This window comes from Ruegeria sp. YTSC002 (assembly GCF_059609845.1).
Window position 1 is genome coordinate 17,761 of sequence record NZ_JBXWML010000003.1, and the last position, 26,327, is coordinate 44,087.

General features: G+C 57.6%; 32 protein-coding genes. 12 read left to right on the forward strand and 20 right to left on the reverse strand.

Going from position 1 to position 26,327, the window contains the following annotated elements:
• Nucleotides 1-29: 29 nt before the first annotated feature.
• The 11 genes from AC2FFD_RS07650 to AC2FFD_RS07700 all read right to left on the reverse strand — a co-directional run bounded on the left by AC2FFD_RS07650 (nucleotide 30) and on the right by AC2FFD_RS07700 (nucleotide 10,094).
• Nucleotides 30-1,292: an NAD(P)/FAD-dependent oxidoreductase gene (locus tag AC2FFD_RS07650; RefSeq protein WP_170345095.1), complete on the reverse strand. Its 1,263-nt coding sequence runs from the start codon at nucleotides 1,290-1,292 to the stop codon at nucleotides 30-32.
• Between the two features lie 24 nt (nucleotides 1,293-1,316).
• Nucleotides 1,317-2,024: a c-type cytochrome gene (locus AC2FFD_RS07655; RefSeq protein ID WP_171330267.1), complete on the reverse strand. Its 708-nt coding sequence runs from the start codon at nucleotides 2,022-2,024 to the stop codon at nucleotides 1,317-1,319.
• A 2-nt stretch (nucleotides 2,025-2,026) separates the two neighbouring features.
• Complete coding sequence (locus AC2FFD_RS07660) at nucleotides 2,027-3,352, reverse strand: c-type cytochrome (RefSeq protein WP_496872768.1); 1,326 nt, start codon at nucleotides 3,350-3,352, stop codon at nucleotides 2,027-2,029.
• Nucleotides 3,336-4,598: a sulfite dehydrogenase gene (gene soxC, locus AC2FFD_RS07665; protein ID WP_496872769.1), complete on the reverse strand. Its 1,263-nt coding sequence runs from the start codon at nucleotides 4,596-4,598 to the stop codon at nucleotides 3,336-3,338. Before soxC ends, AC2FFD_RS07660 begins: the two co-directional genes overlap by 17 nt.
• Nucleotides 4,599-4,622: 24 nt before the next feature.
• Nucleotides 4,623-6,320, reverse strand: a complete 1,698-nt coding sequence (gene soxB / locus AC2FFD_RS07670; RefSeq protein WP_496872770.1) for a thiosulfohydrolase SoxB — start codon at nucleotides 6,318-6,320, stop codon at nucleotides 4,623-4,625.
• Between the two features lie 87 nt (nucleotides 6,321-6,407).
• A complete protein-coding gene (gene soxA / locus AC2FFD_RS07675; RefSeq protein ID WP_170345090.1) occupies nucleotides 6,408-7,253 on the reverse strand; it encodes a sulfur oxidation c-type cytochrome SoxA in 846 nt (281 codons plus the stop codon).
• 70 nt (nucleotides 7,254-7,323) lie between these two features.
• Nucleotides 7,324-7,653: a thiosulfate oxidation carrier complex protein SoxZ gene (soxZ, locus tag AC2FFD_RS07680; RefSeq protein ID WP_170345089.1), complete on the reverse strand. Its 330-nt coding sequence runs from the start codon at nucleotides 7,651-7,653 to the stop codon at nucleotides 7,324-7,326.
• 36 nt (nucleotides 7,654-7,689) lie between these two features.
• Entirely contained in the window at nucleotides 7,690-8,106 is a 417-nt protein-coding gene (gene soxY / locus AC2FFD_RS07685) for a thiosulfate oxidation carrier protein SoxY (RefSeq protein ID WP_496872771.1), read from the reverse strand.
• A gap of 46 nt (nucleotides 8,107-8,152) precedes the next feature.
• Complete coding sequence (soxX, locus tag AC2FFD_RS07690; protein ID WP_257600278.1) at nucleotides 8,153-8,629, reverse strand: sulfur oxidation c-type cytochrome SoxX; 477 nt, start codon at nucleotides 8,627-8,629, stop codon at nucleotides 8,153-8,155.
• 131 nt (nucleotides 8,630-8,760) lie between these two features.
• A complete protein-coding gene (locus AC2FFD_RS07695) occupies nucleotides 8,761-9,339 on the reverse strand; it encodes a thioredoxin family protein (protein WP_170345086.1) in 579 nt (192 codons plus the stop codon).
• 14 nt (nucleotides 9,340-9,353) lie between these two features.
• Nucleotides 9,354-10,094, reverse strand: a complete 741-nt coding sequence (locus AC2FFD_RS07700) for a cytochrome c biogenesis CcdA family protein (RefSeq protein ID WP_496872772.1) — start codon at nucleotides 10,092-10,094, stop codon at nucleotides 9,354-9,356.
• Nucleotides 10,095-10,174: 80 nt separating this feature from the next.
• On the opposite strand from AC2FFD_RS07700, the gene AC2FFD_RS07705 reads away from it, so the two are divergent.
• The 3 genes from AC2FFD_RS07705 to AC2FFD_RS07715 all read left to right on the forward strand — a co-directional run bounded on the left by AC2FFD_RS07705 (nucleotide 10,175) and on the right by AC2FFD_RS07715 (nucleotide 12,061).
• Nucleotides 10,175-10,549, forward strand: coding sequence for a thioredoxin domain-containing protein (locus AC2FFD_RS07705; protein WP_170345084.1), 375 nt, complete (start codon nucleotides 10,175-10,177; stop codon nucleotides 10,547-10,549).
• A 100-nt stretch (nucleotides 10,550-10,649) separates the two neighbouring features.
• Nucleotides 10,650-10,958, forward strand: coding sequence for an ArsR/SmtB family transcription factor (locus AC2FFD_RS07710; RefSeq protein ID WP_170345129.1), 309 nt, complete (start codon nucleotides 10,650-10,652; stop codon nucleotides 10,956-10,958).
• A gap of 41 nt (nucleotides 10,959-10,999) precedes the next feature.
• Nucleotides 11,000-12,061 carry a YeeE/YedE family protein gene (locus tag AC2FFD_RS07715; protein ID WP_170345083.1) on the forward strand — a complete coding sequence of 354 codons (1,062 nt, stop codon included), beginning with the start codon at nucleotides 11,000-11,002 and terminating at the stop codon, nucleotides 12,059-12,061.
• A 571-nt stretch (nucleotides 12,062-12,632) separates the two neighbouring features.
• On the opposite strand, the gene AC2FFD_RS07720 is transcribed toward AC2FFD_RS07715, so the two are convergent.
• The gene (locus tag AC2FFD_RS07720) at nucleotides 12,633-12,896 is read right to left on the reverse strand and encodes a DUF2312 domain-containing protein (protein ID WP_152457363.1); all 264 of its coding nucleotides are present in this window, start codon (nucleotides 12,894-12,896) and stop codon (nucleotides 12,633-12,635) included.
• Nucleotides 12,897-13,327: 431 nt separating this feature from the next.
• Here AC2FFD_RS07720 and AC2FFD_RS07725 point away from each other — a divergent pair, with 431 nt between their 5' ends.
• The gene (locus AC2FFD_RS07725; RefSeq protein WP_170345082.1) at nucleotides 13,328-13,546 is read left to right on the forward strand and encodes a hypothetical protein; all 219 of its coding nucleotides are present in this window, start codon (nucleotides 13,328-13,330) and stop codon (nucleotides 13,544-13,546) included.
• Between the two features lie 9 nt (nucleotides 13,547-13,555).
• On the opposite strand, the gene AC2FFD_RS07730 is transcribed toward AC2FFD_RS07725, so the two are convergent.
• Nucleotides 13,556-13,771 (reverse strand): hypothetical protein, encoded by a 216-nt coding sequence (locus AC2FFD_RS07730; RefSeq protein WP_170345081.1) that lies wholly within the window; start codon nucleotides 13,769-13,771, stop codon nucleotides 13,556-13,558.
• 243 nt (nucleotides 13,772-14,014) lie between these two features.
• Between AC2FFD_RS07730 and AC2FFD_RS07735 the strand changes: the two genes are divergently transcribed.
• Genes AC2FFD_RS07735 through AC2FFD_RS07750 form a run of 4 tightly spaced genes read left to right on the forward strand, consistent with a single transcriptional unit; the run spans nucleotide 14,015 to nucleotide 16,214 of the window.
• Nucleotides 14,015-14,878 carry an MBL fold metallo-hydrolase gene (locus AC2FFD_RS07735; protein ID WP_170345080.1) on the forward strand — a complete coding sequence of 288 codons (864 nt, stop codon included), beginning with the start codon at nucleotides 14,015-14,017 and terminating at the stop codon, nucleotides 14,876-14,878.
• A gap of 35 nt (nucleotides 14,879-14,913) precedes the next feature.
• On the forward strand, nucleotides 14,914-15,342 hold the full coding sequence (locus AC2FFD_RS07740; RefSeq protein ID WP_496872773.1) for a YeeE/YedE family protein: 429 nt from the start codon (nucleotides 14,914-14,916) through the stop codon (nucleotides 15,340-15,342).
• The gene (locus AC2FFD_RS07745) at nucleotides 15,342-15,773 is read left to right on the forward strand and encodes a DUF6691 family protein (RefSeq protein WP_425079733.1); all 432 of its coding nucleotides are present in this window, start codon (nucleotides 15,342-15,344) and stop codon (nucleotides 15,771-15,773) included. Before AC2FFD_RS07740 ends, AC2FFD_RS07745 begins: the two co-directional genes overlap by 1 nt.
• Before the next feature lie 9 nt (nucleotides 15,774-15,782).
• Nucleotides 15,783-16,214 (forward strand): protein tyrosine phosphatase family protein, encoded by a 432-nt coding sequence (locus AC2FFD_RS07750; RefSeq protein WP_170345077.1) that lies wholly within the window; start codon nucleotides 15,783-15,785, stop codon nucleotides 16,212-16,214.
• A 3-nt stretch (nucleotides 16,215-16,217) separates the two neighbouring features.
• On the opposite strand, the gene AC2FFD_RS07755 is transcribed toward AC2FFD_RS07750, so the two are convergent.
• The 5 genes from AC2FFD_RS07755 to AC2FFD_RS07775 form a co-directional block, all read right to left on the reverse strand.
• Nucleotides 16,218-17,321 (reverse strand): FliM/FliN family flagellar motor C-terminal domain-containing protein, encoded by a 1,104-nt coding sequence (locus tag AC2FFD_RS07755; protein WP_496872774.1) that lies wholly within the window; start codon nucleotides 17,319-17,321, stop codon nucleotides 16,218-16,220.
• A gap of 78 nt (nucleotides 17,322-17,399) precedes the next feature.
• On the reverse strand, nucleotides 17,400-20,078 hold the full coding sequence (locus AC2FFD_RS07760; protein WP_170345075.1) for a sensor histidine kinase: 2,679 nt from the start codon (nucleotides 20,076-20,078) through the stop codon (nucleotides 17,400-17,402).
• On the reverse strand, nucleotides 20,078-20,386 hold the full coding sequence (locus AC2FFD_RS07765) for a hypothetical protein (RefSeq protein WP_425079736.1): 309 nt from the start codon (nucleotides 20,384-20,386) through the stop codon (nucleotides 20,078-20,080). Before AC2FFD_RS07765 ends, AC2FFD_RS07760 begins: the two co-directional genes overlap by 1 nt.
• Nucleotides 20,383-20,763, reverse strand: coding sequence for a response regulator transcription factor (locus AC2FFD_RS07770; protein WP_152457354.1), 381 nt, complete (start codon nucleotides 20,761-20,763; stop codon nucleotides 20,383-20,385). Before AC2FFD_RS07770 ends, AC2FFD_RS07765 begins: the two co-directional genes overlap by 4 nt.
• 78 nt (nucleotides 20,764-20,841) lie before the next feature.
• Complete coding sequence (locus tag AC2FFD_RS07775; RefSeq protein WP_170345074.1) at nucleotides 20,842-22,134, reverse strand: helix-turn-helix domain-containing protein; 1,293 nt, start codon at nucleotides 22,132-22,134, stop codon at nucleotides 20,842-20,844.
• Nucleotides 22,135-22,323: 189 nt separating this feature from the next.
• Here AC2FFD_RS07775 and AC2FFD_RS07780 point away from each other — a divergent pair, with 189 nt between their 5' ends.
• The 4 genes from AC2FFD_RS07780 (at nucleotide 22,324) to aat (ending at nucleotide 25,546) form a co-directional block, all read left to right on the forward strand.
• On the forward strand, nucleotides 22,324-22,860 hold the full coding sequence (locus tag AC2FFD_RS07780) for a LuxR C-terminal-related transcriptional regulator (RefSeq protein WP_170345073.1): 537 nt from the start codon (nucleotides 22,324-22,326) through the stop codon (nucleotides 22,858-22,860).
• Between the two features lie 151 nt (nucleotides 22,861-23,011).
• On the forward strand, nucleotides 23,012-23,506 hold the full coding sequence (gene accB, locus AC2FFD_RS07785; protein WP_496872775.1) for an acetyl-CoA carboxylase biotin carboxyl carrier protein: 495 nt from the start codon (nucleotides 23,012-23,014) through the stop codon (nucleotides 23,504-23,506).
• Nucleotides 23,507-23,515: 9 nt separating this feature from the next.
• Entirely contained in the window at nucleotides 23,516-24,865 is a 1,350-nt protein-coding gene (accC, locus tag AC2FFD_RS07790; RefSeq protein ID WP_170345071.1) for an acetyl-CoA carboxylase biotin carboxylase subunit, read from the forward strand.
• Between the two features lie 48 nt (nucleotides 24,866-24,913).
• Nucleotides 24,914-25,546 (forward strand): leucyl/phenylalanyl-tRNA--protein transferase, encoded by a 633-nt coding sequence (gene aat / locus AC2FFD_RS07795; protein WP_496872928.1) that lies wholly within the window; start codon nucleotides 24,914-24,916, stop codon nucleotides 25,544-25,546.
• Here aat and AC2FFD_RS07800 read toward each other — a convergent pair.
• Together AC2FFD_RS07800 and mlaD are read right to left on the reverse strand one after the other, a co-directional pair.
• Nucleotides 25,501-25,869 carry a DUF2155 domain-containing protein gene (locus AC2FFD_RS07800; RefSeq protein WP_496872776.1) on the reverse strand — a complete coding sequence of 123 codons (369 nt, stop codon included), beginning with the start codon at nucleotides 25,867-25,869 and terminating at the stop codon, nucleotides 25,501-25,503. The two genes, aat and AC2FFD_RS07800, sit on opposite strands and share 46 nt — an antisense overlap.
• Complete coding sequence (mlaD, locus tag AC2FFD_RS07805) at nucleotides 25,866-26,318, reverse strand: outer membrane lipid asymmetry maintenance protein MlaD (protein ID WP_170345068.1); 453 nt, start codon at nucleotides 26,316-26,318, stop codon at nucleotides 25,866-25,868. Before mlaD ends, AC2FFD_RS07800 begins: the two co-directional genes overlap by 4 nt.
• Between the last annotated feature and the right edge of the window lie 9 nt (nucleotides 26,319-26,327).

Consider the following 26,327-nt stretch of genomic DNA (forward strand, 5'->3'; position numbering starts at 1 on the left):
TTGACCCGTGTCAAAACCCCCGAAGACTTCTATCCGAACATGTCCGAGGTGATCCCGGCATACCAACCCAGCGACTCTTCGTAGGTTGCTTTTCTCAGATCGGCATCTTCGCCGGTCTGGCTGATGAAGCCGTCCACCTTGGCGATTTTTTCCGGCGTCGCCTCGTAGGTTGCGCCAACCTTCACGCCATCATCCGTGTCGATCAGTGACCAGCAGGTGTTGGAGAACTTGGCCGGGAACACCTTGGATCCGGTCAACGCGCCCCGCACGGCATTCGCACAGACTTTCGCCTGACTGTTGGCTGAGAAACCCGATTTCGGCATGTCGCCCTGCTGGCTGGCGTCGCCAAGGACATAGATGTCCGGATCAGCCTTGGAGGACATGTCCGCGGCGTTCACCGGCGCCCAGTTGCCGTCGGTCACTCCGGCCATTTCCGCAATATGTCCGGCTTTCATGGCTGGAATCACGTTGCAGACGTCGACTTTGGTCTCTTCTCCGTCGATGGTCAGCGTCATCGCGTCCGGGTTTACCGAGACATTGCCGCCACCGAAGTCTTCGCCGATCCAGTCGACCATGCCTTCATAGTGGTTCGCCCAGCCTTCCTGGAACAATGCCATCTTCGAAAACTTCGGCTTTGGATCTGCCACGATGATTTTCGCAGTTGGGTTGTTTGCTTTCAGAACATGCGCAACCATCGAGACCCGTTCATAGGGCCCGGGCGGGCACCGGTACGGGTTTGGTGGTGCAACCATCGCAAAGGTACCGCCTTCTGGCATCGCCATGATCTGCGCCTTCAGAAGTTCCGTCTGAGAGCCCGCCTTGTACGCATGCGGCATCTTGTTCTGCGCCGAGACGTCCCAGCCTTCAACTGCCCCGTCGACAAAGTCGATACCAGGGCTCAGGATCAGCTTGTCGTAGGGGACCGAGCCACCACCCGCCAGCGAAACAGTCTTGGCATCGCGATCCACGCCGACGGCCCAATCGTGGACCACGTTGATCCCGTATTCGGCTGCAAGCGTACCATAGCTGTGGGCGATATCCGAAAGTTCCTGAAACCCTCCCAGATACAGGTTCGAGAAGAAGCAGGTGTAGTAGGTCCGTGACGGCTCGATCAGCGTCACGTCGATCTCACCTTTGCTGTCCTTGGCGATGTAGCGGGCGGCCGTAGCGCCGCCTGCGCCGCCGCCGACAACAACAACCCGGGGTCTGCCCTGAGCCAGAACCATCGGCGCAGATAGTCCGGCTGCCACCACCCCGGCGGCTCCTAGAAATGTTCGTCTATTGAGTGTCATCGCGTTTCCTCCCCATAGGCACAGTCACTCTGGATTATTGAAGTAGGCGGCCAAAGCCGCAATCTCGTCATTGCTCAGCCTTCCGGCGATCATTTGCATAACCGGATGTGGCCGCTGTCTGTCCTTGTATGCGTGCATGGCGACAACAAAATCCTCGTCGGGCCAATAGACGATCGATGGGATACCTTGGTCACCGCCTTCGATCTGGTGGCACGTCGTGCATTCGCTGCTGAGATATGCGCCGTATTCGGGATCCCCCTGAATCGCCAGGATCGCTGGATCGACGGAATGATCCGTACCTTTCGCGGTTGGGTCCGCTTCGGGAATATCACGGGGATTGTCTGAAAACGCCCGCAAATAGGCAATCACGTTGGCACGGTCTTCCGGGTCTTTCAGGCCGCGAAAGCTCATCCTTGTGCCCGACGCAAATGCACGTGGGTTCTCGATATAGGCCGACAAGGTGTCAGCGTGCCATTCCAAACCCGAATTTCCCGCGCGCACAAGGCTCTTGGAATAATTGAAACCATCGAGACCCGCGGCCTTGCGCCCAAAGACACCATTCAGATGCGGGCCGATTTTGTTTTCAGCACCTTCGCCAACCTGATGGCAGCCTTTGCATTTGGCGAACACTGTTTTCCCGGCCTCGGCATCACCCAGGTTTTCGGTTGCGTAGGTCGATGAGGCGAAAGCCGCCAGAACCGCTGCGCACGACAATATGTTCGACCACCGCATGATCAGCTTCCGAACGATTTGAGGTAGACAATCACGGCCTCAATGTCATCCGGCTTCCTGAGCCCCGCAAAAGACATTCGCGTGCCCTTCATGTAATCCTTGGGTTTCGTCAGGAAAGCCGCCATTTCCTCATCCGTCCAAACAAGGCCGGCCTCGGCTGCGGCTTTCATCGCCTTGGAGTATTTGAACCCCTCGACCGATCCTGCATTGGACCCAACAATCCCGTTCAATGCCGGCCCGGTACTGTGCTTTGCACCTTCACCCACCTGATGGCAGGCTTTGCACTTCTTGAAGACTTTTGCTCCGGCGGCAACCAGTTCCGTTGCCTCGTCAGTCTTTTCGGCCTCTTGAACGGCTGGTTCCGCAGCGGCTTCTTCCTCGGGCTTGGGTGCCGCTGCCGGAATGAACGACGGGCCGTCCGCAGTGAATGTCGGCAACCCGTCCACGCTGGCGTCATTCATCACCGAGTTCGACCCACCTTCGGGCGGCGTTTCGACCAGAAAAACAGAGCGCATCGTGACAGCGGCCTCTGCCTTGCAGTTTTCCATGCAAGGCTCTTTGCGCCATTCAGTGTACTCGGTCTCGGGTCGTGTATCGACGACAAAACCGTCTTTGTTGTACATCTCGAATTCGGCGAAGTTTTCGTTGCTCAATTCGAAATCGTCATCCACCAAATCATTTGAATACAGGATGTAGGCAACAATCGCATAGGTCTCATCCGCGGTCAAAGTGCCCGCCTCGCCAAATGGCATGGATCGGGAGATGTAATCCCAGGCGGTAGACAAATGCGGCCAGTAGGACCCGACGGTCTTCACGGGATCTTCGTTTGCAAGCGTATCGAACCCACCGGCAAGAACAGGCCAGTTGTCCACACCTTCCGCGAATTCTCCGTGACAGGACGCGCAGCGGTCGGCAAAAACCTCTTCCCCGGTCCAAACGTCGCCCGATCCGACAGGCAAGCCCCGCCCGTCCGGCAGAACATCAACGTCCCAGGCCGCGATCTCTTCCTCCAGCGCAGGCCGTCCAAGCCCATAGGTACCCTCGCGGCTGGGCGCGGGTGCGGTCAGGTTCGCGCCATTCGCAACCCGTTCCGCGGCAGCAGCCTGAATTTCCTGAACTTTGAGCTCAAGCTGGGCTGCTCGTTCGGCTTCTGACTTCGCTTTTTCCTGTGCGGCTGCTGCGTGGGCCTCAACCTGGCCAATCCGGGTTTCCAAAGTTTCGATCTTCGATTGGCCGAAGTTTCGGTTGGCGAACACCAACGCCCCCGCAAGCACCAACGCTGTGCCGCCGAATACCGGCAGGAAAACATGACTAAGAGACTTCGACATTCTCGGCGATCCCTTCTGCGCTTACGTACCACGTCTGGATACAGTTGTTGTGATAGACCGAGTTTTCGCCGCGCTTTTCGCGCAGCTGGTCTTTGGTCGGCTGTACATAGCCGGTCTCATCCATTGCTCGGGCCTGTAGGAGCATGGGTGCCCCGTCCCAATTCGTGTCGAGATAGAAACGTGTCAAAGCCTTGGTGTCGCCCTGCTTGCCAAGGCGTGCCGTTTCCCACGTGATGCCGCCGTCCTTGGATACATCAATACGGGTAATCTGTCCGTGGCCTGACCATGCAAGCCCTGAAATCACCAGCGGCCCCGGCCCATGTTTGATCGGCATTTGCGGACTGGGCGAGGTTATGACGGATTTCGCATCCATCACCCAAGTCCATTTCTGGGCCGTGCCGTCGGCATAAACATCGGTGTATTTCGAAGTTTCTTCGCGGCTTTCCACCGCCCTGTCGACAACCTCGATCCGGCGCAGCCATTTGACCCACATGTTGCCTTCCCAGCCCGGCACGACCAGGCGCACAGGATAGCCATGCTCCATCCGCAGGGCTTCGCCATTTGCCTTGAAGGCCACCAGAACGTCATCCAGCGCTTTTTCCATCGGAATGGAGCGGCCATTGGACGACGCGTCCGCGCCCTCGACATAGACCCATTTGTCGGGCGAGATATCGGCGCCGGCCTCCTGCAACAGCGTGCGCAGCGGGACACCGGTATATTCCATGTTGTGGATCATACCATGGGTGAATTGCACACCGTTGAGTTGCGCGCCTGCCCACTCCATCCCGGTATTCGCCGCGCATTCGCAGAAATACACGTGGTTTTCGCGCGGGAACCGCTCGATGTCGTCATACGTAAAAACCAGCGGGCGATCGACCAGCCCGTTGATCATCAGCCGATAGTCTTCCTTGCGCAGTTCAATCGCGCCAGAGTGATGACGTTCAAAGGCGCAGCCCTGCGGCGTTATCGTCCCTTCGAGCGCATGGATCGGCGTGAAGTTGATCGACGAAATCGGAGAGGCGGTCAGCCATTCCACATTGCGTCGCACGACATGGGATTCATAGCTGATCGGCATGCCATAAGGTGTCTCGTCAACGCCTGCACCCGTGTACGATGCCCAATCCTGAAGCTCTGTTATCAGGGGGTCGGGCGTTTCTGCCACTGCCGCACCTGCAACTGACCCCGCGGCGACCGCGGCACTGCCTTTCAGGAAGGCCCGGCGCGACGGTTTGAACGCGTCATCCATATCTCTTAGGTCTCCATCTGTTTCTTAAGCGCCGACGACATCGACACTGGTGTTTTCTTGCACCGTTACGGTGCCTAGATTGCGAATGTGGTTTTCGACGACATCCCAGATCGGCGGACCCTCGGTGCCTTCGTTGACGCTGGCCCAGCCGGCCACGACATAGGTTTTCGACGGATCAATCGCTTCACCTGTCTTCAGCAAAGTCATTTCGCTGATCCGCTGCCCTTGTGGCTTGGTCACGTCGATGCGGTAGCCCAGCCCACCGACACGGACCATGTCGCCGCCCTGCTGGTAGTAAGGATCAGGGTTGAACAGGTTGTCGCCAACATCCTCGAGGATCACATGGATGAATTCACCCGTCATTTCCGTGCGATAGGCATTCGGGTAAGACATCGAGGTGACGTTCCAGATGTCCTCGCGCGTGATCTCCTGCCCCGGCAGGATCGACGGGCCCCATCGAACGCCAGGCGACATGGCAATGTCTGCCTCACGTTCTTTAAGCAGGGCGTCGCAGATCAGATCATCCCAAGTGCCGTTGAAATTGCCGCGACGATAGAGCAACGAGTCCGTTTTACCGATCACTTCGCTGAGCGTGGCCTCATACGGCGCGCGCTGCTCATCTATCAGAGCGGTAATCGCAGGATCCGGAGCGATAACATCAGAGAAAATCGGGATCAGCTTGTGCTTCAACCCCATCAACTGCCCATCCCGTACATCCAGGTCCACACGGCTGACGAATTTGCCGTTCGAGCCTGACGCGATGATGTGTGTTTTGCCCACCAGAACCGGCTCGGGCAGCGCGTCATGAGTGTGGCCGCTGAGGATCACGTCGATCCCCTGCACCCGGCCTGCCATTTTTTTATCTACGTCAAAGCCGTTGTGGCTGAGGACGACGACGACATCGGCACCGGCACCGCGAACCTCGTCAACCATTGCCTGCATGTTCTCATCCCGGATACCGAAAGAGTATTCAGGGAACATCCAACCCGGGTTCGCGATTGGCATGTATGGGAATGCCTGCCCGATCACGGCAACTTTTGCACCGCCCCGGTCAAAGAACTTGTAAGGCTTGAACAATTCCGCGGGTTCATCCCATTCGGCATCAAAAATGTTCTGACCCAAGGCGGCAAAGGGCAGCCCTTCGACGATTTCGTTCACTCTGTCGCTGCCCAGCGTGAACTCCCAATGGAAGGTCATTGCATCGGGTTTCAGCGCGTTCAGGACATTGACCATGTCCTGACCGGCTGTCTGGTAACAGGTGTAAGATCCGTGCCAGGTATCGCCGCCGTCCAAAAGCAGGGCATCGGGTCGGTCCGCACGGATGGCGTTGATGACTGTAGAAACCCGGTCCAAACCACCGACCCGACCGTAGGTTTTTGCCAGGGCTGCAAAGTCGTCATAGGTCAATGCATAGGCCGAGGGGCTGCCATCTTCGATCCCATAGGCCTTGCGGAACGCGGCCCCCGTAACGTGCGGCATCTGTCCCTTTGCCTCGCCGATACCAAGGTTTATCTCGGGTTCACGGAAAAAAATCGGTTTGAGTTGCGCGTGAATGTCGGTGACATGGATCAGGCTGATATTGCCAAAGGTTTCAAACTCCAGCAGCTGATCCTGCTTCAGACTTTGCTGCGCTGCAAGTCTGGCCCAATTGCCAAACCCGGACGCCCCGTACAGAGCCGAAGCCGCCATTGAAACCTGCAAGAAGTCACGTCGAGAAATCATCTTTCAGCTTTCCTGTTACACATATAAATGTGTGAATGTTGCGTTCCTGAAAAACCCGCGCGGGACATCGCCCACGCGGGTCGTTCGTTATTGGCGCACAGCCGGGGTTTCGACTGAAAGCCCGTTGCCACGCGAGGCAACATAAAGCTCCAGCGCACGGAACTCGTCCGACCCTTCGGCAAAGGTTTCCGCCCGCGTATCACGAATACAACCGCGGAAACGATTGTGTCGCGAGATCAGCTTGGCCTGTTTCAAGCGGTAAGTCGGGAACCCGTTGATCATTCCCTGGCTCAGGTGATCTGCCCGGATCATGTTGCCCCAATTGTCTTCATGACAGTTGGCACAGCTCAGCTCCAGCTGACCATAGCGTGTGTAGTACATTTCCTTGCCCTGTTCCCAATACGGGGCTGCATCACCGTCAATGGCAACGTTCATGGGCATTCCGCGTGACTGAAGGCCGATCAAAGCGACCATGCCCTGCATATCGCCACCGGACCATTTCCAGGCATCGGCCTCCATACGCTCGGTTCGGCACTCGTTGATCAGATCTTCCATGACCACCAGCTTGCCGGTTTCGGCATCAACCTTCGGCATGGAAGCCTGCAATCCCTTGAAGCTTTCCACCCCGTCGTGGCACGAGGCACAGCTTTTGCCGGCAGCACCATCGACCGTCTCATAAAGGTCGGCGGCCTGATCGACGAAGATCATCGCCGGATTGTCGAAATCATCGATCTGAAGGGCCTGGGTTTCATCCGTACGGAAATGCCAACCGGAATAGATCGTGTCCAGGTTTTCCAGATGCGCCGGAGCTTCGGTGACCGAGGTCATGTCCAGCTCGCCATTGATCACGAGATTGTCTTCGTCCGGTCCGGCCATTGCTGCCGCTGGGAAAACCAGAACTGCCGCGATCGCCGTTAATGCCTTTGTATTCATTACGTTCCTCCCTTGGTGGACCAGCGCCAAACGTCATGTCCGGCGCTGATCTGCCTTAGTGGTCGAGCCGTCAGGCGATCTCGATCGATTTCTTCTCGTCGTAGACAGAGCCGTCGTCATCGTACCAGGTGAACACGAACTCACCTGCCTCGGGCACGGTTGCCTCAAACTGAAAGTACGGATTGGTAGAAATTGCCGGCTCCATCGTCACATCGATCACCATTTCGCCGTTAAACTCGCAGGTGAAACGGTTGATGATCGACCGAGGTATGACGTTGCCTTCTTTGTCCTTGCGCTGTCCGCTTTCCATCTTGTGGCTGATCAGTGTCTTGATCGTGACGGCTTCGCCAGCAGCGGCTTTCTTCGGAACCTTGACGCGGGGTTTCACACCGGATGCCATTGGTTAGTCTCCTGTTCTTCGAGGCATGCGTGGCTATCAGCCGCCGCAGCCGCCGATTGTCACTTTTACGGTCGCGGATGACTTGGCAAAGCTGCCATCTGCCATCTTCGCCACGGCAATCACGTCTTGCGTTCCCGCAAGACGGATACGGGTCGAAGCGGCTTGTTCAGCAGCCAGCGGTCCGAAATTGAACGTTGCGACGCCCGGTTCGGGGTTGCCTGCTGCAACGATCAGAATCGACGCCGCACCCGGGGCGCTTACTTCGATCGGAACCGTGTTTCCGTTTTCGGCGATTTCAGGTGCCGTCAGTGTAACACCGCCGTCAGCCACATCCGCCCCACCTGTAAACGCGGCAATCGCATCCTCAGCGGCCGCATTTGCACGAAGCGGCATCATTGTCAGGAATGCGGCACCCAGCCCAAGGGCCAGAGTTTCGCGGCGAGAGAGTTCCATTTTCAATCTCCTTTGAATCTTCGACAATCACACTTTGGAAGCGCGACTATTGCTCTTTCAGGGTCGCAAGAAACGCGACCACGTCTTCGATTTCCTGCGCTGTCAGGATCGACGTCAGAGGCTCGGTCGGGGCTTTGCCGGTATAGGCGTCGCCCGGGCGGATATAGCCGTCATCCTTGTAGAATGCCGGCATCACCGTGCCTTCGAACGTCATTTTCGCGTTTGCAACCAGTCCGCGAAGCTCGGCCTCGGACCAACGATCACCGGCACCATCCAGCGCCGGGCCAACCTCGCCCTGGAACGGAATGTCGGCCAAAGCCGATACCGCGTGGCATGCCACGCAATTGCCTTTTGACTTGTCGCCAACGATAAGCGCGCCATTTGCCGCATCACCGGCGGTGCCGGTCAAAGACGCCTCCACCTCACCATATTCACCATAGGTTACGCTTTCCGGGTCTGTCTCCGCAGCAAAAGCGGCAGCCCCCGTCATTGCGCAGACCAATGTTAAGAGTCTCAGCTTCATGATCCCTCCCATATGCTAATACGCCGACGGCGCCTTGCGACCCAAAGCATTTGTGTACCGTAGTCGACGAGTACGGTCTGTCGCAACATTAAATTCATTACAATGAATTTTTTTATTTATAACTCCGACCCTCAGTCTTGCGAAACATTGTTTCGCTCCTGAATGCGTCGCGCGTGATATCGCTGAAAATCTTCACCATTATCAAGTTCGTACCGCTTCTCGTAGACCCAGGTGAAAAGGTCCAAAGTTGTTCCTTTGGCGAACGCTCCCGGCATTACTGCAACCGCAGCTTCAATGGCGGTGGCGTCCTCGGGAACTTCTTCCGGCAGAAATACAAGGGTCGGGGTAAACAGAATCCCCCATTTGCGCATCAGCGCTCTTTGCTCGCTCTCTTCCCCATCAAAGTCGGTGGCCGTGGTACTTCCGTGCAAATCCAGTTGGACGACAAAAAAGTTCTCTTCGATGAACGCCGCCAGGTCAGGCTGGGGGAAAACCTCTTCGTGCATTTTCTTGCAATAGATGCAGCCCTGTTGCTCGATAAACAAAACCAACCGCTTGCCTTCACCTGACGCCTCTTCAAGATCCTCGCGAAGGTCTTTGAACGTGTCGCGCATCCACGGTGTTTTATGCAACCCGTCGTCGCCAAGCTCGGCGGCGGAAACCGCCACGCCCAATAAGCATGCCATCAATACTGACAATGTTCGCTTCATGTTTTCCTCCCGTATTATCCAATGGCCGCAAGCCAGGGCATATGGTCCAGCATCCATTGGGCGACTTGATTGATCGAGTTTGTTGCGATCAGGACGCCGAACAGAATCAACAAGGCGCCCATCCCCTTCTCGATCAGAGGCAAATGCTTTCTGAACCGCGCCATCCACTGCATGAAGGGACGAACCAAGAAAGCCGCCAGAACAAACGGTGCGGTCATTCCTACCCCGTAGACGAACAAAAGAACCGCTCCACGCCAAGCCGTCTCGGTTCCGGCCGCTGTAAACAGGATTGCAGCAAGCACCGGCCCGACACAGGGCGTCCAGCCGAAAGCAAATGCCAGTCCAAGAACATATGCCCCGATCAGGCTCAGGTTTGATGTCTCGCCGACGTCTGCCCGAAACTGGCGATACAGAAACCCGATGCGAATCAGCCCAAGGAAATGCAAACCCATCGTCACGATGATGGCTGCCGCTATCCAACGAAGGATATCGAAGTATTCGCGAACAAGTTGTCCGAATATCGAAGCCGTGGCTCCGAGAGCCATAAAAATCGTTATGATCCCCGCTGAAAATGCGATTGCAGCAAGCGTTGCCCTGCGGCGAACGTTGCCGGAAATGGCGGAATTCGCGGAAATCTGCTCCATCCCGACACCCGCCAGATAACTGAGGTAGAACGGCACAATCGGAAGGATGCAGGGGGACAGAAAGGACAACAGCCCAGCGACCAGAGCTCCTGCAAGTGTAATGTCGAGCATGGTCAAACCTGTCCTGGCGCGCTATCATTCATACATTCAAAGTAATAAAGATATGTCGCCGCGGTCAATCGGAGCTTGAGATGCGCCACCTTTTCCTGCTTGTGCTTGCGGTCACGTTGCTTGTTTCGCCCCGGGTTTTACGGGCGGAAATGACACTTCTGATGGCCGAAGAAGATGGGTGCATGTGGTGTGCCCGATGGGATTCCGAAATCTCGGGGATCTACCCGAAGACACCGGAAGGAAATGCCGCCCCGCTTCAGCGCATAGACATCCATGCATCCATGCCGGATGGAATCGAACTGGGAAGACCTCTGTACTACACTCCAACCTTTGTTTTGCTGAACAACGGCCGCGAAGTCGGCCGGATCGAAGGGTACCCCGGCGAAGACTTTTTTTGGGGCATGTTGGGCGTGCTGCTACGTGACGCAGGGGTACAGATTGAGACTTCTGGATAAACGACGGTATATTACATAAACTGTTTTGAATGCGTGAAGCTGAGAAAGCGAGGCGATCTTGTTGGATAAACCATCGAAACTGCCAGTGTTCACAAAAGACATGTGCGCAGAAGATCTGGACCGAATGATGGAGAATGCGCAAACGGCATCAAACTTCCTTAAGGCCATCAGCCACGAGGGGCGCCTGATGATCTTGTGCTATCTGTCATCGGGTGAAAAGTCCGTCACCCAGATGGAAGAGATGCTGTCGGCGAGACAGGCCGCCGTATCCCAACAGTTGTCCCGACTGCGCTTTGAGGGCTTGGTCAAAACACGGCGCGAGGGTAAGACTATCTATTACAGATTGGCTGATGATCGTTCGACGCAAATACTGGAAGTCGTCTACGATCTTTTCTGCCGGGACACGTAGAAGCCGGTCAAGACGCCGCCAGCTTTGGGAGGAGACTGGCAATGCTCGAAGCATTGGGAGACGCAAATGCCGTTGCTCTGATCGGTTTGATTGGAGGCATCGCATTGGGGCTGGCCGCACGCATCGGGCGCTTTTGCACGTTGGGTGCCATCGAAGATTATCTTTACGCGGATGATGATCGGCGTCTTCGCATGTGGGCGGTTGCGATTGGCGTTGCGATTGTTGGAAGCCATACCGCCATGGCGTTCGGGTGGCTTGACCCTGTCGGGACACGCTACCTTGCCCAGACCTGGAACCCGATCGGTTCGATCGTGGGCGGCCTCATGTTCGGTTATGGAATGGCCATCAGCGGGAACTGCGGCTATGGCGCGTTGGCAAGACTGGGCGGTGGCGACCTTCGATCCTTCGTCATCGTTCTGATCATGGGTCTTTCGGCGTATGTCGTAATGTCGGGTCCCCTGGCATATCTTCGGGTTTGGCTGTTTCCAGTGGAAATGGATCTCAGCGCCCCCCAAAGCGTCAGCTTTCTTGCTGAACGGATGACTTCTGTTCCGGCGTGGCTCTTCGGTTCTGCCGTCGGTATTGTTTTGGTGGTCTTTGCTTTGGCGAACCAGCAGTTCCGCCGCACGCCAGCGCAAGTGTTCTGGGGATCTGTGGTTGGACTGGCGATCGTTTCGGGCTGGCTTGGCACGAACTGGGTAGCGACCCACGGTTTTGACGGTGAGCCGGTGCAAACCCACACCTTCGCTGCGCCTTTGGGTGACACGATATTCTACTTGATGACAGCGTCCGGAAACACGTTGTCTTTTGCCGTCGGATCCGTCTCGGGCGTTCTGATCGGCGCGTTTTTGGGATCCTGGTCAAAGGGCCATTTTCGCTGGGAAGCCTGCGAAGATCCACGTGAACTGAAACGGCAAATGCTGGGCGCGGCGATCATGGGCCCCGGAGCGATCATCGCAGTCGGTTGCAGCGTCGGACAAGGCATATCTGCCTTTTCACTTCTGGCCTACAGCGCGCCCGTGACATTCGCCGCGATCTTTGCGGGCGCGGCGCTTGGACTGAAACAGCTCGTGTCCGGACTGTCCTTCATTACCGAGCGCTGAGTTCAAAACACTACCAAGCCCTATACCGAAAAGGTGTCGGTCGCGCCGATCAGCCCCACTTGAGTGGTCTGGCTTTGTTGGTTGGTGCATGACCGGCCTTTGGTTGACCGACAGGATGCTTTGCGGCGCTCGCGCCCTCAGTGGCGATCGAGGATTCTGCACAGCTCCGTCGCATGTGCCACACGGCTAAAATACGGATTAGGAATCTTCAACGATTTTCAATACCAAAAAAACCCAGCCCTTGAGCCGCATGCCTTCGGGCAATCATGAGGCAGGACTTGCCTCGGATAAACTATCAAAAAAGGCAACAAGGTCTTCAGCAACCGCAGCTTCGGCTTTCTGACACATTGAAGATCTGCCAACGAAAACGAGATTTGGTCGTCCGCAAGGACCCTGCAAACCCACAAGGCCACTGAGGCAATAAGCAATCACCGGACAGCCAGCCAGGTCTTCGATTTTGAAATCTCCGCCCGGTCTGGCTGTACATGTTGCAGGCTTGGCCAGTGACGCGCTTTTCTTCGCAAAGCTTTCGTCAGCCTGACTGAAATAGCACTTTTGCCAAGAACCGGTCTTAGTTCATGCCCAAGGCTTCTTTGTACATCTCGATGACAGCCTCTTGCTCGGCAATATCATCTTTATCTCTTTTTCTGAGAGAAATGATGCTGCGAAGAGCCTTCACATCGTAACCGCGTGATTTACTCTCTGCGTACACTTCCTTTATTTGATCCGCGATGTCTTTCTTTTCCAACTCCAGGCGCTCGATACGCTCAACAAATTGGCGCAGCTCCCCAGAGGTGACCTTGTAACTTGCTTCTGCTTCTTCCGACATGCTCATCCAATTCTTCCCAATTCTGGATCATCACCGCTAAGAGAATACAGTTCATACCCCGTGTATTCGTCTCAAGCTTTGGTTGCTACACACAAAACAGTTTTCTAGAGGCAGAAGCAACGACGTGCCTGGGCCTCGGCCATGGCTTCTTTCCGTTGTTCCACCAGGTTGTTTTCACCGCATCCAGACCCTCAAACCGTTCGATGAACTGGCACGTTTCATCAGCAGTCACGCGACAGTTGGGGGCAGCCTGATTGTTGATGATGCCTTCCATACGCGTCCGTCCCACGGGCTGAAATCTGATGCAGGAAGCCGGATACAATGCCGCCGCCCGGGTCGCAAGCACCCAATCCCACCCAAACCCCAAGTGTGCTTGTACGGCGCGATCCGATCCGGTAAGCGCGGGGGGGGTAGTTCAAGAAGAGATGTAGGGCACCATGTTCGAATTCATCACCTGGGGCGGCGCAGCCCTTTCTCTGGCCGGACTCGCCGGCCTGATCTGGTGCATTCTTCGCGTGATGAAAGCGCGCAAAGCGGGTCTGTCAGACGACGAATTGCGCGCGACCGTTCAGGGCGTTTTGCCTTGGAACCTGGCGTCTTTGTTCCTGTCCGTTCTTGGATTGATGCTGGTCATCCTCGGGATATCCTTTGGATGACTTCTTGTATCAAACCGGCAGGTTATCGAACTGCGCTTCCATAGCGTCTTCGCACAGGGCTGCATCCAGACGCCGCAGGCGGGACGGCACCTGCATCCCCTGCTGTCGCATACGGTCGACAACCTTGCTCACACTCGGCTGAAGCGCCAAACGCGTATCAAGGCTCGCATTTCTGAGCTCTTGCTCAAGCCGTTCTGCTTCGGAATAAAGACTTGTCGATGTCATAATACCCTCCCAAGTGTCGCCAGTATCCCAGATATAGGTAACGGGAATAAGACCCGCTGATATTAACCTGAAATTGTGCGGGATATTGCCCAACACGTTCGCGTTTTCGGCAATCCGGCGCGGATGACCCAAATTTTAGGCTGTTTCAATCGCGAATGCCTTGACCCGCATCAAACACAGGTTCGATGTTGCATCACATTCCATTTTACATATATGATCGTGACAACCGATACGGAGGAAATCATGACACCCACAGTGAAAGCGTTTTTTGACGATCAAACCTTCACGGTGTCCTACGTTGTTCATGAACCGCAAGGGCGTGCCTGCGCCATCATCGACAGTGTCCTGGATTTCGATCACGCGTCGGGGCGCACAGAGACAAAATCGGCTGACGCAATCATCGACTTTGTGCGCGCGCACGATCTAAAGGTCGAATGGATTCTGGAAAGCCACGTTCACGCCGATCACCTGTCCGCGGCCCCCTACCTGCAACAGGAACTGGGTGGCAAAATCGGAATAGGCGCTCAGATCGTCACCGTGCAGGACACGTTCGGCAAAGTCTTCAATGAAGGAACCGAGTTCCAGCGCGATGGCAGCCAGTTCGACGCCTTGTTCTCGGAGGGGGACAGTTTCCACATTGGGCAGATGCGGGGCGATGTTCTCCATACCCCGGGGCATACCCCGGCCTGCCTGACCTATGTGATAGGCGACGCCGCCTTTGTGGGCGACACGCTGTTCATGCCGGATTTCGGAACGGCGCGCTGCGATTTTCCCGGTGGCTCCTCAGCCACATTGTTTGAATCGATCCAGAAAATCCTGTCGCTGCCAGACGAAACGCGCATCTTCGTCGGACATGACTACAAAGCGCCGGGCCGCGATGAATATGCCTGGGAAACGACGGTAGGCGAACAGAAAGCGCTGAACGTCCATATCGGAAAAGGGCGGAGCATCGAAGAATTCGTGGAAATGCGCGACGCAAGGGACGCCACCCTTGCCATGCCGCGCCTGATCCTGCCCTCTTTGCAGGTCAACATGCGGGCCGGGCAAATGCCGCCTGCTGATGAGCAAGGCGATGTATTCCTGAAGCTGCCGGTGAACAAAATCTGACGCAAGTCAAATCAATCAAAAAAGGATAAACCCACATGAACATCGAGTGGATCTGGGGGCTGTGCGGTGGCCTGCTGATTGGCCTGGGCGGAGCCGTGTACCTGCTTGGAAATGGCAGGATCATGGGTGCAAGCGGCATTTTGGGTGGCCTTGTCGATGGTGAGGCCGGCGACACCAAAGCCGAACGCCTGGCCTTCATCGCCGGGTTGATCGGAATGCCGCTTCTGCTGCGGCCACTGATCGCCCCCGAGGCCCAAACGCATCTTACCAACAATCTGGGCCTTGTTGTTGTGGCCGGGCTTCTGGTCGGTGTGGGAACGCGTATCGCCAATGGCTGCACGTCGGGTCACGGGGTCTGTGGCATCTCGCGATTTTCTCTGCGCGGCATCGTGGCCACCGTATTCTATATCCTTGCCGGCGGAATGACCCTCGTCCTGCTGCGCCATGTTTGGGAGCTGATCTGATGCGCCTTTTGATTGCTTTTCTTGCAGGATCGCTTTTCGGTGCCGGATTGTTGATTTCGGGCATGACGGACACGACCAAAGTTCAGGGTTGGCTGGATGTTTTCGGAAACTGGGACCCGACCCTGGCCTTTGTGATGGGTGGCGCCATCCTGCCGATGCTTCTGGCCTGGAGGCTGACCACCGGGCGCAAGGCCTTGACCGGAGGCGATTTTCCACCCCCTGCGAGGTCCGAGGTTGATCGCAGGCTCATCATTGGTTCCGTCCTGTTCGGAATGGGCTGGGGCTTGGCCGGGCTTTGCCCGGGACCGGCGATGGCCTCGCTGACATATGGTGGTTTGGGTGGGCTGGTCTTTCTGATCGCGATGATTGCAGGCATGTTCATCGCACCAACGCTAGGGGCTCAACTGGACAGAGCCGCAAACGCGGCCTAAGGATTTCGCATGGAGATTCGACCGATCACGCCCCGCTATGCTGTCTCGCCGCAGATCACGGTTGAAGATGTCCCGGCAATTGCCGAGGCAGGCTTCGTCAAGGTGATCTGCAACCGGCCCGATGTTGAGGTTCCCGCGATCATGCAATCCGACGCGATCGGTGAAGCCGTCCGTGCCGCGGGCATGGAATACGAGGTGTTGGAGCTGACCCACCAGACCATGACGCCCGAGATCGCAAAGCGGCAGCGTGACCTGGCAGAAAACTGCGATGGTCCGGTTCTGGCTTATTGCGCCTCGGGCACTCGATGTTCGGTGGTCTGGGCCCTTGGTCAATGCGACCGCATGAGCACGGACGACATTCTAGCCGCCACGACAAATGCCGGGTATCAACTGGAAAACCTGCGCCCTGCCCTGGAACAACTCCGCAGCAAGGCAGATTAGGCCCTATTCTGCGTCGGGATTCGTGTCGGCGGCGTCAAGGCCAGCCAGTTGCGAAATCTCTGCGACCATCCGCTCGGAATCGTTCAATGACAGATCGGTGTCCGTCAGGTCCAAACCCTCGTCCCCTATTGCCGGCGGCATGACATCCACCGCGCTGGAATCTGGTTCGACCAGGTGGTCGTGCGGCTGCATTCTCCCTCGGCTCTCGATGAACTCCTGCGCGTCGTCCCCCGACAAGGCGGGTAAGGCTGCATGTTCGTTCAATCGAACGGCGCGCAACCCACCACATTGACCAAGGCGGCCAATACCCGTTGGCTTTCGGTCGATGGTCAATATCTCAGTTCTGTCCAGACGCGCCCCGCGCAATGGCAAAACACATCCAGGTTGAATTTCTGACAGATCGGACAATGGCAGCGACATCCGGCACAAGACGGCGTTCAGTTCCGCCCGCACAACACCCGATGCCTGCTCGAGTCGGGGACCGGCCGGGTCCGAGACCTCCTCTGCCTTTTCCGGGGTGGCAGGATGCTCTGGAAGAAAGATCGAGATCTGTCCCTGCTGCGCCCCGCCGGCCAGATCAACCGTCAGATCGAAGACGCGGTATTCATCTTCAGTCATGGCCAACGACAAGCCGCGCGAATCTTTCGTTCGTGCCGCGAACTCGTATCCCGTCAGGCAGACCTCCTCGGCCGCAGCGTCTATTGAGCCGGCGGTCAAGGTCAGAGCGGTTTCGATAAATGGCACCACCATCGCGGCGTCCGTATCCGTAAAGGCCCTTGGGTCGGGATCACCGGGCAGTACGTGACCGATGGTCTGGGTTTGCACAATGGCGGACACCACATGCGGGCTCAGACAAATCCCAGCGCGCGCCTCCGGCCCGTCAAACACCAGCATCAGCCAATCCTGAGCGACTGATTCCACCATGTCATCCTGCGTGGGGTTGGCCTGTTTTGCCCCGATGACGGCCAAGGGAAGGTTCAATCGATCACTTGCTGCCCGCGCAAACCCCAAGCGCAGCGCCCGCAGAACCGAACGCGGGCGATCGCCCAGATCTTTTCGTCCAACAGACAGTTTGCGCGCCAAAGCAGCGCTGACAGTTTGTGACATGGCGCCCGATCACCAGTTGCTTCAATAACTGGCTATTGGTTTACCCTGCCGAGCGTTACGAAGTTCTTTATGGCTGTGTCATTGCGCGGCCTGCTGGAATGCCAAAGGCAGGCTGACCCGGAATGCCGCGCCGCCCTGCCCGGGCAAATATGTGATCTCACCGCCCAACCGTTGCATGATCTCGCGGCAAATGGCCAAGCCCAGACCTGCGCCCCCTGCCTTGTCGACCCCGACTCGGGCAAATTTCTCGAACACCATCGAACGCGCGCCGGGGGGAATGCCGCTGCCGTTGTCGATGAAATCGATGATGACCCTGCCGCCGACGTCGTGGGCTGAAATGACCAATACCGGATCTTCCGCGTCACAGTATTTCTGCGCGTTCGAGATCAGATTGATGAACACCTGCCCCAACCGGTCCAGATCCGTATGCAGGCGCATTCGCTCTGCCGTAAAAGTCCGCCGGACCATGATTTTCCGCTCTGCTCCGGCCAGTGCGCTGGACACCGCCCGGTCCAGAACCGAACGCAAACTGTCATCGCTGAGGTTCAGATTGACCTGCCCGTTTTCCAGCACGCTCAAGTCCAGCAGATCGTCGAGAAGCCGGGTCAGGCGCAAGGCCTCATCGTGAATGATTGCAGCATAGCGGGTCTGCTCCTCTCGGCTTAGGCCCTCTGTATCCCGCATGATCTCGGAAAACGCCCGGATCGAGGTCATCGGCGTGCGCAACTCGTGACTGACCTGGCTGAGGAAGCTGTCTTTTTGCTCGGAAATCTGCGTCAGTTTGGTGTTTGCTTCGCGCAGTTGGCGCGCCGTACGGGACAATTCGGACGACTTCTCTTCCAACCTCCCCGAATACTCCAGAAGCTGCGCCGATTCATCCGCCACCGCCAGCAGATCTTCTACGGAAACTGAAGACCCACCGACGATCTGAGCGATCATCGCATGTGCCGTGGCGGTGCCAACCGACCCGCTCAACTCTCTCTCCAGACGGTTGAGGAAACCCGGGGTCGGTTCCGGCATATGCGACCGGCCACCCTGTTTTTCAGCCTCAGCCTGAAAGAACTCCTGCGCCGGGGCGGTGCCCAGAATACGCTGTGTCATGATCATCAGATCTTCGCTTTGCGCCACCGAACCGGACCAGCCTCCCGGTGAAACCGAGTGATCGAAAACGTTGACGAACTGCGCGCCCTGCAAACGCTCCAGAGGGCTGGGGAAGCTCAGCAGGGACGCCACGCAAAAGGCAATGGTATTGAGGGACAGAGACCACATCACGGTATGGACCATCGGGTCGATCCCTTCGATCCCGAACAGGGCATGAGGACGCAACCAGGCAAGGCCGAACAGCCCATTCTGCATGACGGCCTCCGGCATCCACGGCGCGCCCATACCCGGCAACAACAGCGTATAAATCCACAATGAGAAACCGACGCTCAACCCGACAAGTGCCCCTGTGCGGGTTGCTCCGCGCCAGAACAATCCCCCGACCAAAGCAGGCAGGATCTGCGAGATGCCCGCAAAGGCGATCAATCCGATCGAGGCCAGTGCCGCACCCCCGCCGGACAACCGATAATAGAAGAAACCCAACGCCATGATCACGGCGATGGAAACACGGCGCGCTATCAAAACAATGCTGCGCACATCGCCCGAGACTGACCCTGTTCCTTCATGCGTGCTCAGCCAAATCGGCATGACCACATGGTTCGACACCATCGTCGACAAGGCCATTGCGCTGACGATGACCATCGACGTTGCGGACGAAAACCCGCCGATAAAGGACAGCATGGCCAACCAGTCATTGCCCTGCGACAGCGGTACCGTCAGCACGAACAGGTCGGGATTGGCCCCCTCTGGCAACAGGTCCAGACCAACGACGGCAATTGGCACGACAAAAAGGCTCATCAAAAGCAGATAGAGCGGAAACGCCCATGCGGCGGTTCGCAGATGGCTTTCGTCATCGTTTTCGACCACCATCACCTGAAACATGCGCGGCAGGCAGATAAAGGCCGCAGCGGACAGGAATATGAATGTTGTCCAGCGCCCGGCATCGACGTTCCACTGTCCGATTTCCGAGGCATCTATCCGCTCCATCATCGGGCCAACGCCACCGGCAATGCCCCACACCACGAAAACGCCCACGGCGATAAGAGCAAACAGTTTGACAACGGCTTCCACGGCAATGGCGGTGACCACACCGTGGTGACGCTCGTTTACGTCCAAATTACGCGTACCGAAGAGAATTGCGAACACGGCCAGCCCCGCGGCGACCCAGAAAACACTGGCCCCTTCGCGATACAGACCTGATGGATCGGCTTCGGCGAATATCGAAAATGACAGGGTAATCGATTGCAACTGGAGCGCGATGTAGGGTGTCCCGCCAAGCACGGCAAGAACGGTCACACACACGGCAAGCGTGTTCGACTTGCCATAGCGCGATGACAACAGGTCCGCGATCGAGGTCACCCGCTGACTGCGCCCGACCCTCACCAGTTTGCGCAGTCCCCACCACCAACTGACCATCACCAGGGTTGGGCCAAGGTAAATCGTTACAAACTCCAACCCGGACCGCGCGGCATTGCCCACCGCACCATAGAATGTCCATGCAGTGCAATAGATCGACAGCGACAAGGTATAGATCAGGGGCGACCGCAGCCACTTGCCCCGCCCTGCCGCAGCCATCCGGTCAGCGGCGAAAGCCACGGCGAACAAGAAAACGACATAGCCAAGGCAGACCAGGATCAGCGTGTTAATGGTTGCCATCACTCAGCGTCCGCGTCCTGATCCTCGCGCACGCCCAAACGGCGGGCGGCAATTCCAAAAAACAACCCTACCACGATCAGCGCGCCCCAGCAGACAAAGATGTAGTACATTGCTGAAGACAGGGGGACAGCCTCGCCCTTGCCGGGCTGATCGGGCCACAGCAACGGAAGCGCCAGCAGAGCCGCCCCCATGAACGGCAAAAGCCGCGCCGCATCCGCCAGCCTACGTCGGCGATAGCTTTGACGTTCGAGAAAAAGCGAGGGTCGTGCGCCCTGTGGTGCGTCCTTTTTGCCCTCGCCAGACATCATATCCGTGTCGCCTGCGCGTGAAGATCGCGCACGGCCGTCAGAACTTCGGCATTGGAAAACGGTTTGGTCATGAAACGGCTGACGCCTGCGTTTTCCGCCATTTCCCTGTCGCGCGATTGACCGCGCGCCGTCAGCATCAAAACCGGCAAACCTGCCAGTTCTTCCATCTCTCGGATGTCCCGCAGGATATCCATGCCGCTCTTGCCCGGCAGCATGACGTCCAGAATGACCAGATCGGGCTGTGCCCTCTGAATCACCTGAACCGCATCCGTTCCATCGCCATGCGTGTCGACCTGCCATCCCTCGCGGGTCAGCAGAAACCGGATTGCTTCGGCAATGTTCGGCTCGTCCTCGATCAACAGAACCTTACGGCTCATATTTTCAGTTCCTCCCCAAGACCGTTCCTCCATCCTCAGATCGGTCCCGTCCAGATTAAGCCTTCTGTCGGGAAAGTGTCAAAAGCCTTCGCTCAAAATCGACGGTTCGCGGCGGGCCTTGCAGGCATTGCTGGGACAGACACGGCAGTTCGGCCCGACTTGCGTGACCGGAGCGCCGCCTGCCGCCTCGTTGCCCGAACGGACCAGCATAACCGAGCGATAAACGGGATCCTGATCATACCCCAATACCGCATAAGGCCAAGCATAGGCGAAGCATTCGAATTCAGCCGGGGTCCGTCCCATCTGGACAACCTGCTTGCGCACCGGAACAAGTGGGCGGCTCAAAGCCGTGAACAACGGCCACAGCGGGCAAACCTCACCATGCCGCGCCAAAGCAAAGCCCGGAATCGGCTTGATGAACAATATGCTGCCGGATGCATCGCACAGCACCATGCCAACCGGCTGCGGCAACACGTCATCGGGTATGAACGCCAGTCGTCGCAGAACGGTGGCGACGTCTACGGAAAAGCGATAAGCCAACGCGATGGGATCCGTGTCGCCTTTTTGCAGACGTGATCGAAGCGCATCCAGCGGCAAAGCTACGGCATCATCGCGATACATCTTCAGAACTTCACGCGCCACAGTTCGCGCAGCCGACGTGTTGAGACTGCTCAGATCAACGGCATCCACGTCCTCGCCCTGTTCCAATTCCGAAAAACTGTACCTGCGGGATTCGAAGAACGCTTCGACCTCTTCAAGCGGAACACCGCGCGGATCAATTGACGAGTCGCTTTCGTCCAGAAAGGTTACAAGTGCCTTTGAACTGCCGGCCAGCCGCTCTGCATCCTGGTGCAGGTTTTTGTGAAATCGTTCCCGCCACTCTGCTTCGATGTCCTCTGTGTCTGCAAGAATTGCCGCCGTTGAACGAATCGCCGCCGCCGTTGACAGCACTTCGTGCATTGATGCCGCAAGATGCGGGTCATGAGTCAGCCGGTCTGACAGGATCTCGACATTCCGTTCAAGCGAAACAACACGGCGGTGCATCTGCGCAAGCACCCCGGCCCATCCGGGAAAGCGCCCGGCAAATTCCTCCAGCCCGTCCACTTCGGCCTGCTGCCCGACGGCGTCATCCGCCGCCTCCCGCAGGGCCGACACAAGGGTCGCCTCGATCCCCTGTGTCAGGACTGAGGGTTCGACGGAAAGCGCAGACGCTATATCCACCAGCAATTTGCCACCGATCCGGCGGCGGTTATGTTCGATCAGGTTCAGGTAGGACGCGGATATCCCGGCAAGGCGGGCAAGTTCCGCCTGCCGAAGCCCGGCAATCTGCCGTCTTTCCCGAATGCGGCTTCCCGTCAACATATCACGCATGATCGTATTCTCCTGACCAGGCTTCAGCCTCTTTTTTCAGAACATATCATGTGTTTCACTGGTTTACCCAGAGATTTTCAAACCGTATTTACAACCTTGACAAAAGCGGCAGCCGCCAATGCGCATCAATGGCCACAGGAAACCGCATCTCCCCTTCAATTCCGCGTGGTTTCCCGGCACGATAAGCGGATGAGTGACCCCGCCTTTGAATATGCACCGATCGGGCTTGTTGAGCTGGAAAACCGGATCATCAGACGCTGCAATCTGCAATTCGCCCGCACTTTCGGCGGGGAAGAGGCCGATTACCGCAACATGCCGCTGTTGCATCTCTATCCCTCGGTCGCGGATTGGGAGAGGATCGGGGAACGCAGCCTGCAAGTGATGCGAGACACCGGGTACTACACGGATGAACGCGTCATGCGGCGTCGCAATGGCGATCTGTTCTGGTGCCGCGCCCGTGGCCGCTCTTTGACGCCCGATGACCCCTTCCGCCATGGAATCTGGAGCTTTTCCGACATCTCGGAAGAACGTCCCCTTGTCGAATTGACCGTTCGAGAACGCGAAGTGGCGATCCTGTCCTGCCGCGGCCTGTCCGCCAAGGAAATCGGCGTCGAACTGGGCCTGAGTTACCGCACAATCGAAGCCTATCGCGCCCGCTTGCTTGAGAAATTCGGCGCCCGCAAACTGCCCGAGCTTGTCGCCAAATTGTCGGGGATGCCTCTGTAACCTGTCCGCCCCTTTAAATTATACGGGATTCCCGCCTGTGATGGTGCGAGTCGGCGCTTTTCATGCACCGCCGCTTAGCCTATAACCCTGCGTAATTTGATCAGAGCCCGCAAGAAACAGACGGGCCAAAGGGGAACCGTCGAGGACACTCATGACAGACACCAAACACGAAGCGGATGTGGCATTCATCAAGGCTCTGGCCGAGTTGCTGCGTGACAACGACCTGACCGAATTGCAGGTCAAGCGCGAATATGGCGAGGAAGACAGCCTGAACGTGCGCGTAAGCCGCATGACACAGGCCGCAGCCGCACCAGTTCAGGTTGCCGTCCCTGCGGCGGCACCAGTTCCTGCTGCTGCGGCTGCGCCTGCCGTGGCCGAAGCCCCTGCTGCCCAGGAAGATCCAGCCAGCCACCCCGGCGCTGTAACGTCGCCCATGGTTGGCACCGTCTACATGCAGCCCGAGCCCGGCGCCCCCGCATTTATCTCGGTCGGCGCTTCCGTGTCCGAAGGCGACACGCTGCTGATTGTCGAAGCGATGAAGACCATGAACCACATCCACGCGCCCAAGTCGGGTACCGTCAAGCGTGTTCTGGTCGGCGATGGCGACGCTGTGGAATTCGGCACTCCTCTGGTCATCATCGAGTAAGGCGGGCCCATGTTCGACAAGATCCTGATTGCCAACCGAGGCGAGATCGCCCTGCGCGTCATCCGCGCCGCCCGCGAGATGGGGATTAAGACGGTAGCCGTCCACTCCACCGCGGATAGCGACGCGATGCATGTGCGCATGGCGGACGAATCGGTCTGCATCGGCCCCCCGCCCAGCCCCCAGAGTTACCTGTCCGTGCCCGCGATCATTTCGGCCTGTGAAATCACCGGAGCGCAGGCGATCCACCCCGGCTATGGCTTCCTGTCCGAGAATGCCGAGTTCGTGCAGATCGTCGAAGATCACGGAATCACGTTCATCGGCCCCACTGCGGAACACATCCGCGTCATGGGCGACAAGATTACGGCCAAGGACACGATGAAGGCTCTGGGCGTACCTTGTGTGCCGGGATCAGACGGCGGCGTGCCTGATCTTGCGACGGCCAAGAAGATCGGTGAGGAATTCGGCTATCCGGTCATCATCAAGGCTACCGCAGGCGGCGGCGGTCGCGGCATGAAAGTTGCGATGAACGCTGACGAAATGGAAAGCGCCTTCATGACTGCACGGGCCGAAGGCAAGGCCGCCTTTGGCAATGACGAAGTCTATATCGAGAAATACCTGACCACGCCGCGCCACATCGAAATTCAGGTGTTTGGCGACGGGAAAGGCAAGGCTGTTCATCTGGGCGAACGGGATTGTTCGCTTCAGCGGCGCCACCAGAAGGTGTTCGAAGAGGCCCCCGGCCCCTGCATCACCCCCGAAGAACGCGCCAAGATCGGCAAGGTCTGCGCCGACGCGGTCGCCAAGATCAACTATATCGGCGCCGGCACCATCGAGTTCCTCTACGAAAATGGCGAGTTCTATTTCATCGAAATGAACACCCGTCTTCAGGTGGAACACCCGGTCACCGAAGGTATCTTTGGCGTCGACCTGGTGCGCGAACAAATCCTTGTCGCCGCGGGTGAACCGATGTCCTTCGGCCAGGACGATCTGGAAATCAACGGCCACGCCATCGAGGTTCGGATCAACGCCGAAAAGCTGCCGAATTTCTCGCCCTGTCCCGGCAAGATCACCGCGTACCACGCACCGGGTGGCCTTGGCGTTCGGATGGACTCGGCTCTTTATGACGGGTATTCGATTCCACCCTATTATGACTCTCTGATCGCCAAGCTGATCGTGCAGGGCCGTGACCGGGCCGAAGCGCTGGCCCGACTGGAACGCGCATTGGGGGAGTTGATTGTCGACGGCATCGATACCACGGTCCCTCTGTTCCACGCACTGTTGCAGGAACCCGATCTGCGCAGCGGCGACTACAACATCCACTGGCTGGAGCGCTGGCTTGCGGAGAACATGGAACAATAGTCACCAAGGACCGGAGGGCCCATGCCCTCCGGTTGCCTCATACCTGACATGAGCCTGTCCCCCGAACTTTTGTTGCATGGCTATTCCATCGGTATCTTTCCGATGGCCGAGCATCGCAATGACCCCGAGCTGTTTTGGGTCGATCCCAAGTTCCGCGGCGTCTTTCCACTGGACGGATTCCACATTTCTCGAAGCCTGGCGCGCCGTATCCGAAACTGCGGGTTCGATATCTCGATCGACCAGGATTTTTCTGGCGTCGTCGACGGGTGTGCCGACAGGGCCGATACCTGGATCAACGCCCAGCTTCATGACCTGTACCGTCAGTTGCACCAAACCGGGCATGCGCATTCATTGGAAATCTGGGAAGACGATGCGCTGGTTGGGGGCGTCTATGGCGTGAGCCTGGGCGCGGCATTCTTTGGCGAAAGCATGTTTTCAAGGCGCAAGGACGCTTCGAAAATCGCCCTCGCCTATCTTGTGGACCGCCTGCGGCAAACCGGCTTCCGCCTGTTTGACACGCAGTTTCTGACCGCGCACCTGGCCTCTTTGGGCGCAATCGAAATTCCGCGCGGTGCCTACAAGAAAGAACTGGAAGAGGCCTTGAACCACAGCGCCGATTTCTCGGCACCGCTGAATCAGTCGGCGGCGGGTGTGATACACCGTATGACCCAAACGTCATAACGCGCGTGATCCAGCGCATTCAACGCGGGGGAGGTTGCGATCATCCAACCGTCAAACAGCTGATCGGCCTTTCCGCTCTCCCAGATGGTCAGATAGGCGAATGCGTCACCGGTTGGATTGTCAACAGGATAACGGCAATCCCCCAGGGCAACATCCAGCCCAAAAACCGCTGCCGTCTCGCCGGTCTGCAATTCAACATCGACAGTCTGGCCGTTCACCTTGTCGAGGCCCCGCAACATTGCCCCGGGTCCAGATTGAACTTTCTGCTGCGCAGCCGCACCAGTGCCGGCCAGCAACAAGGCAAGAAACGCGGCGCGTATCATTCGCTGCCGTCTCCGGCTACGAACTTGACCAGGAGCGAAATCAGGCTGACCGCGCCCTGCGTATCCTCGATCTCATCGCCGGGATCAAAGTAGAATGGCGAGCCGCCGGGCATTACCTCGACGAAATTGCCCCCCAGCAGACCTTCTGACGAAATGACTATGGCACTGTCGTCCGGCACCAGAATCCCGTCCGCAATCGTGAAAGTCGTGTCAGCTCGATAGGTTTCAGGGTTCAGGGTGACGCCTGTCACGGTTCCGATCTTGACGCCGGCAAGGCGCACATCCGTGCCGACACCCACGCCCTCCAGTGATCTGAAAGACGCGCCCAGCTCATATCCAGCGGCCCCTTGCGACAAGCCCGTCGATTGGCTGGCATAGACACCAAACGCCACGGCACCGGCCAATACGACACCGCCGACAAGAACTTCGGTCCAGTTATGGGTCGACATTATCGCCTC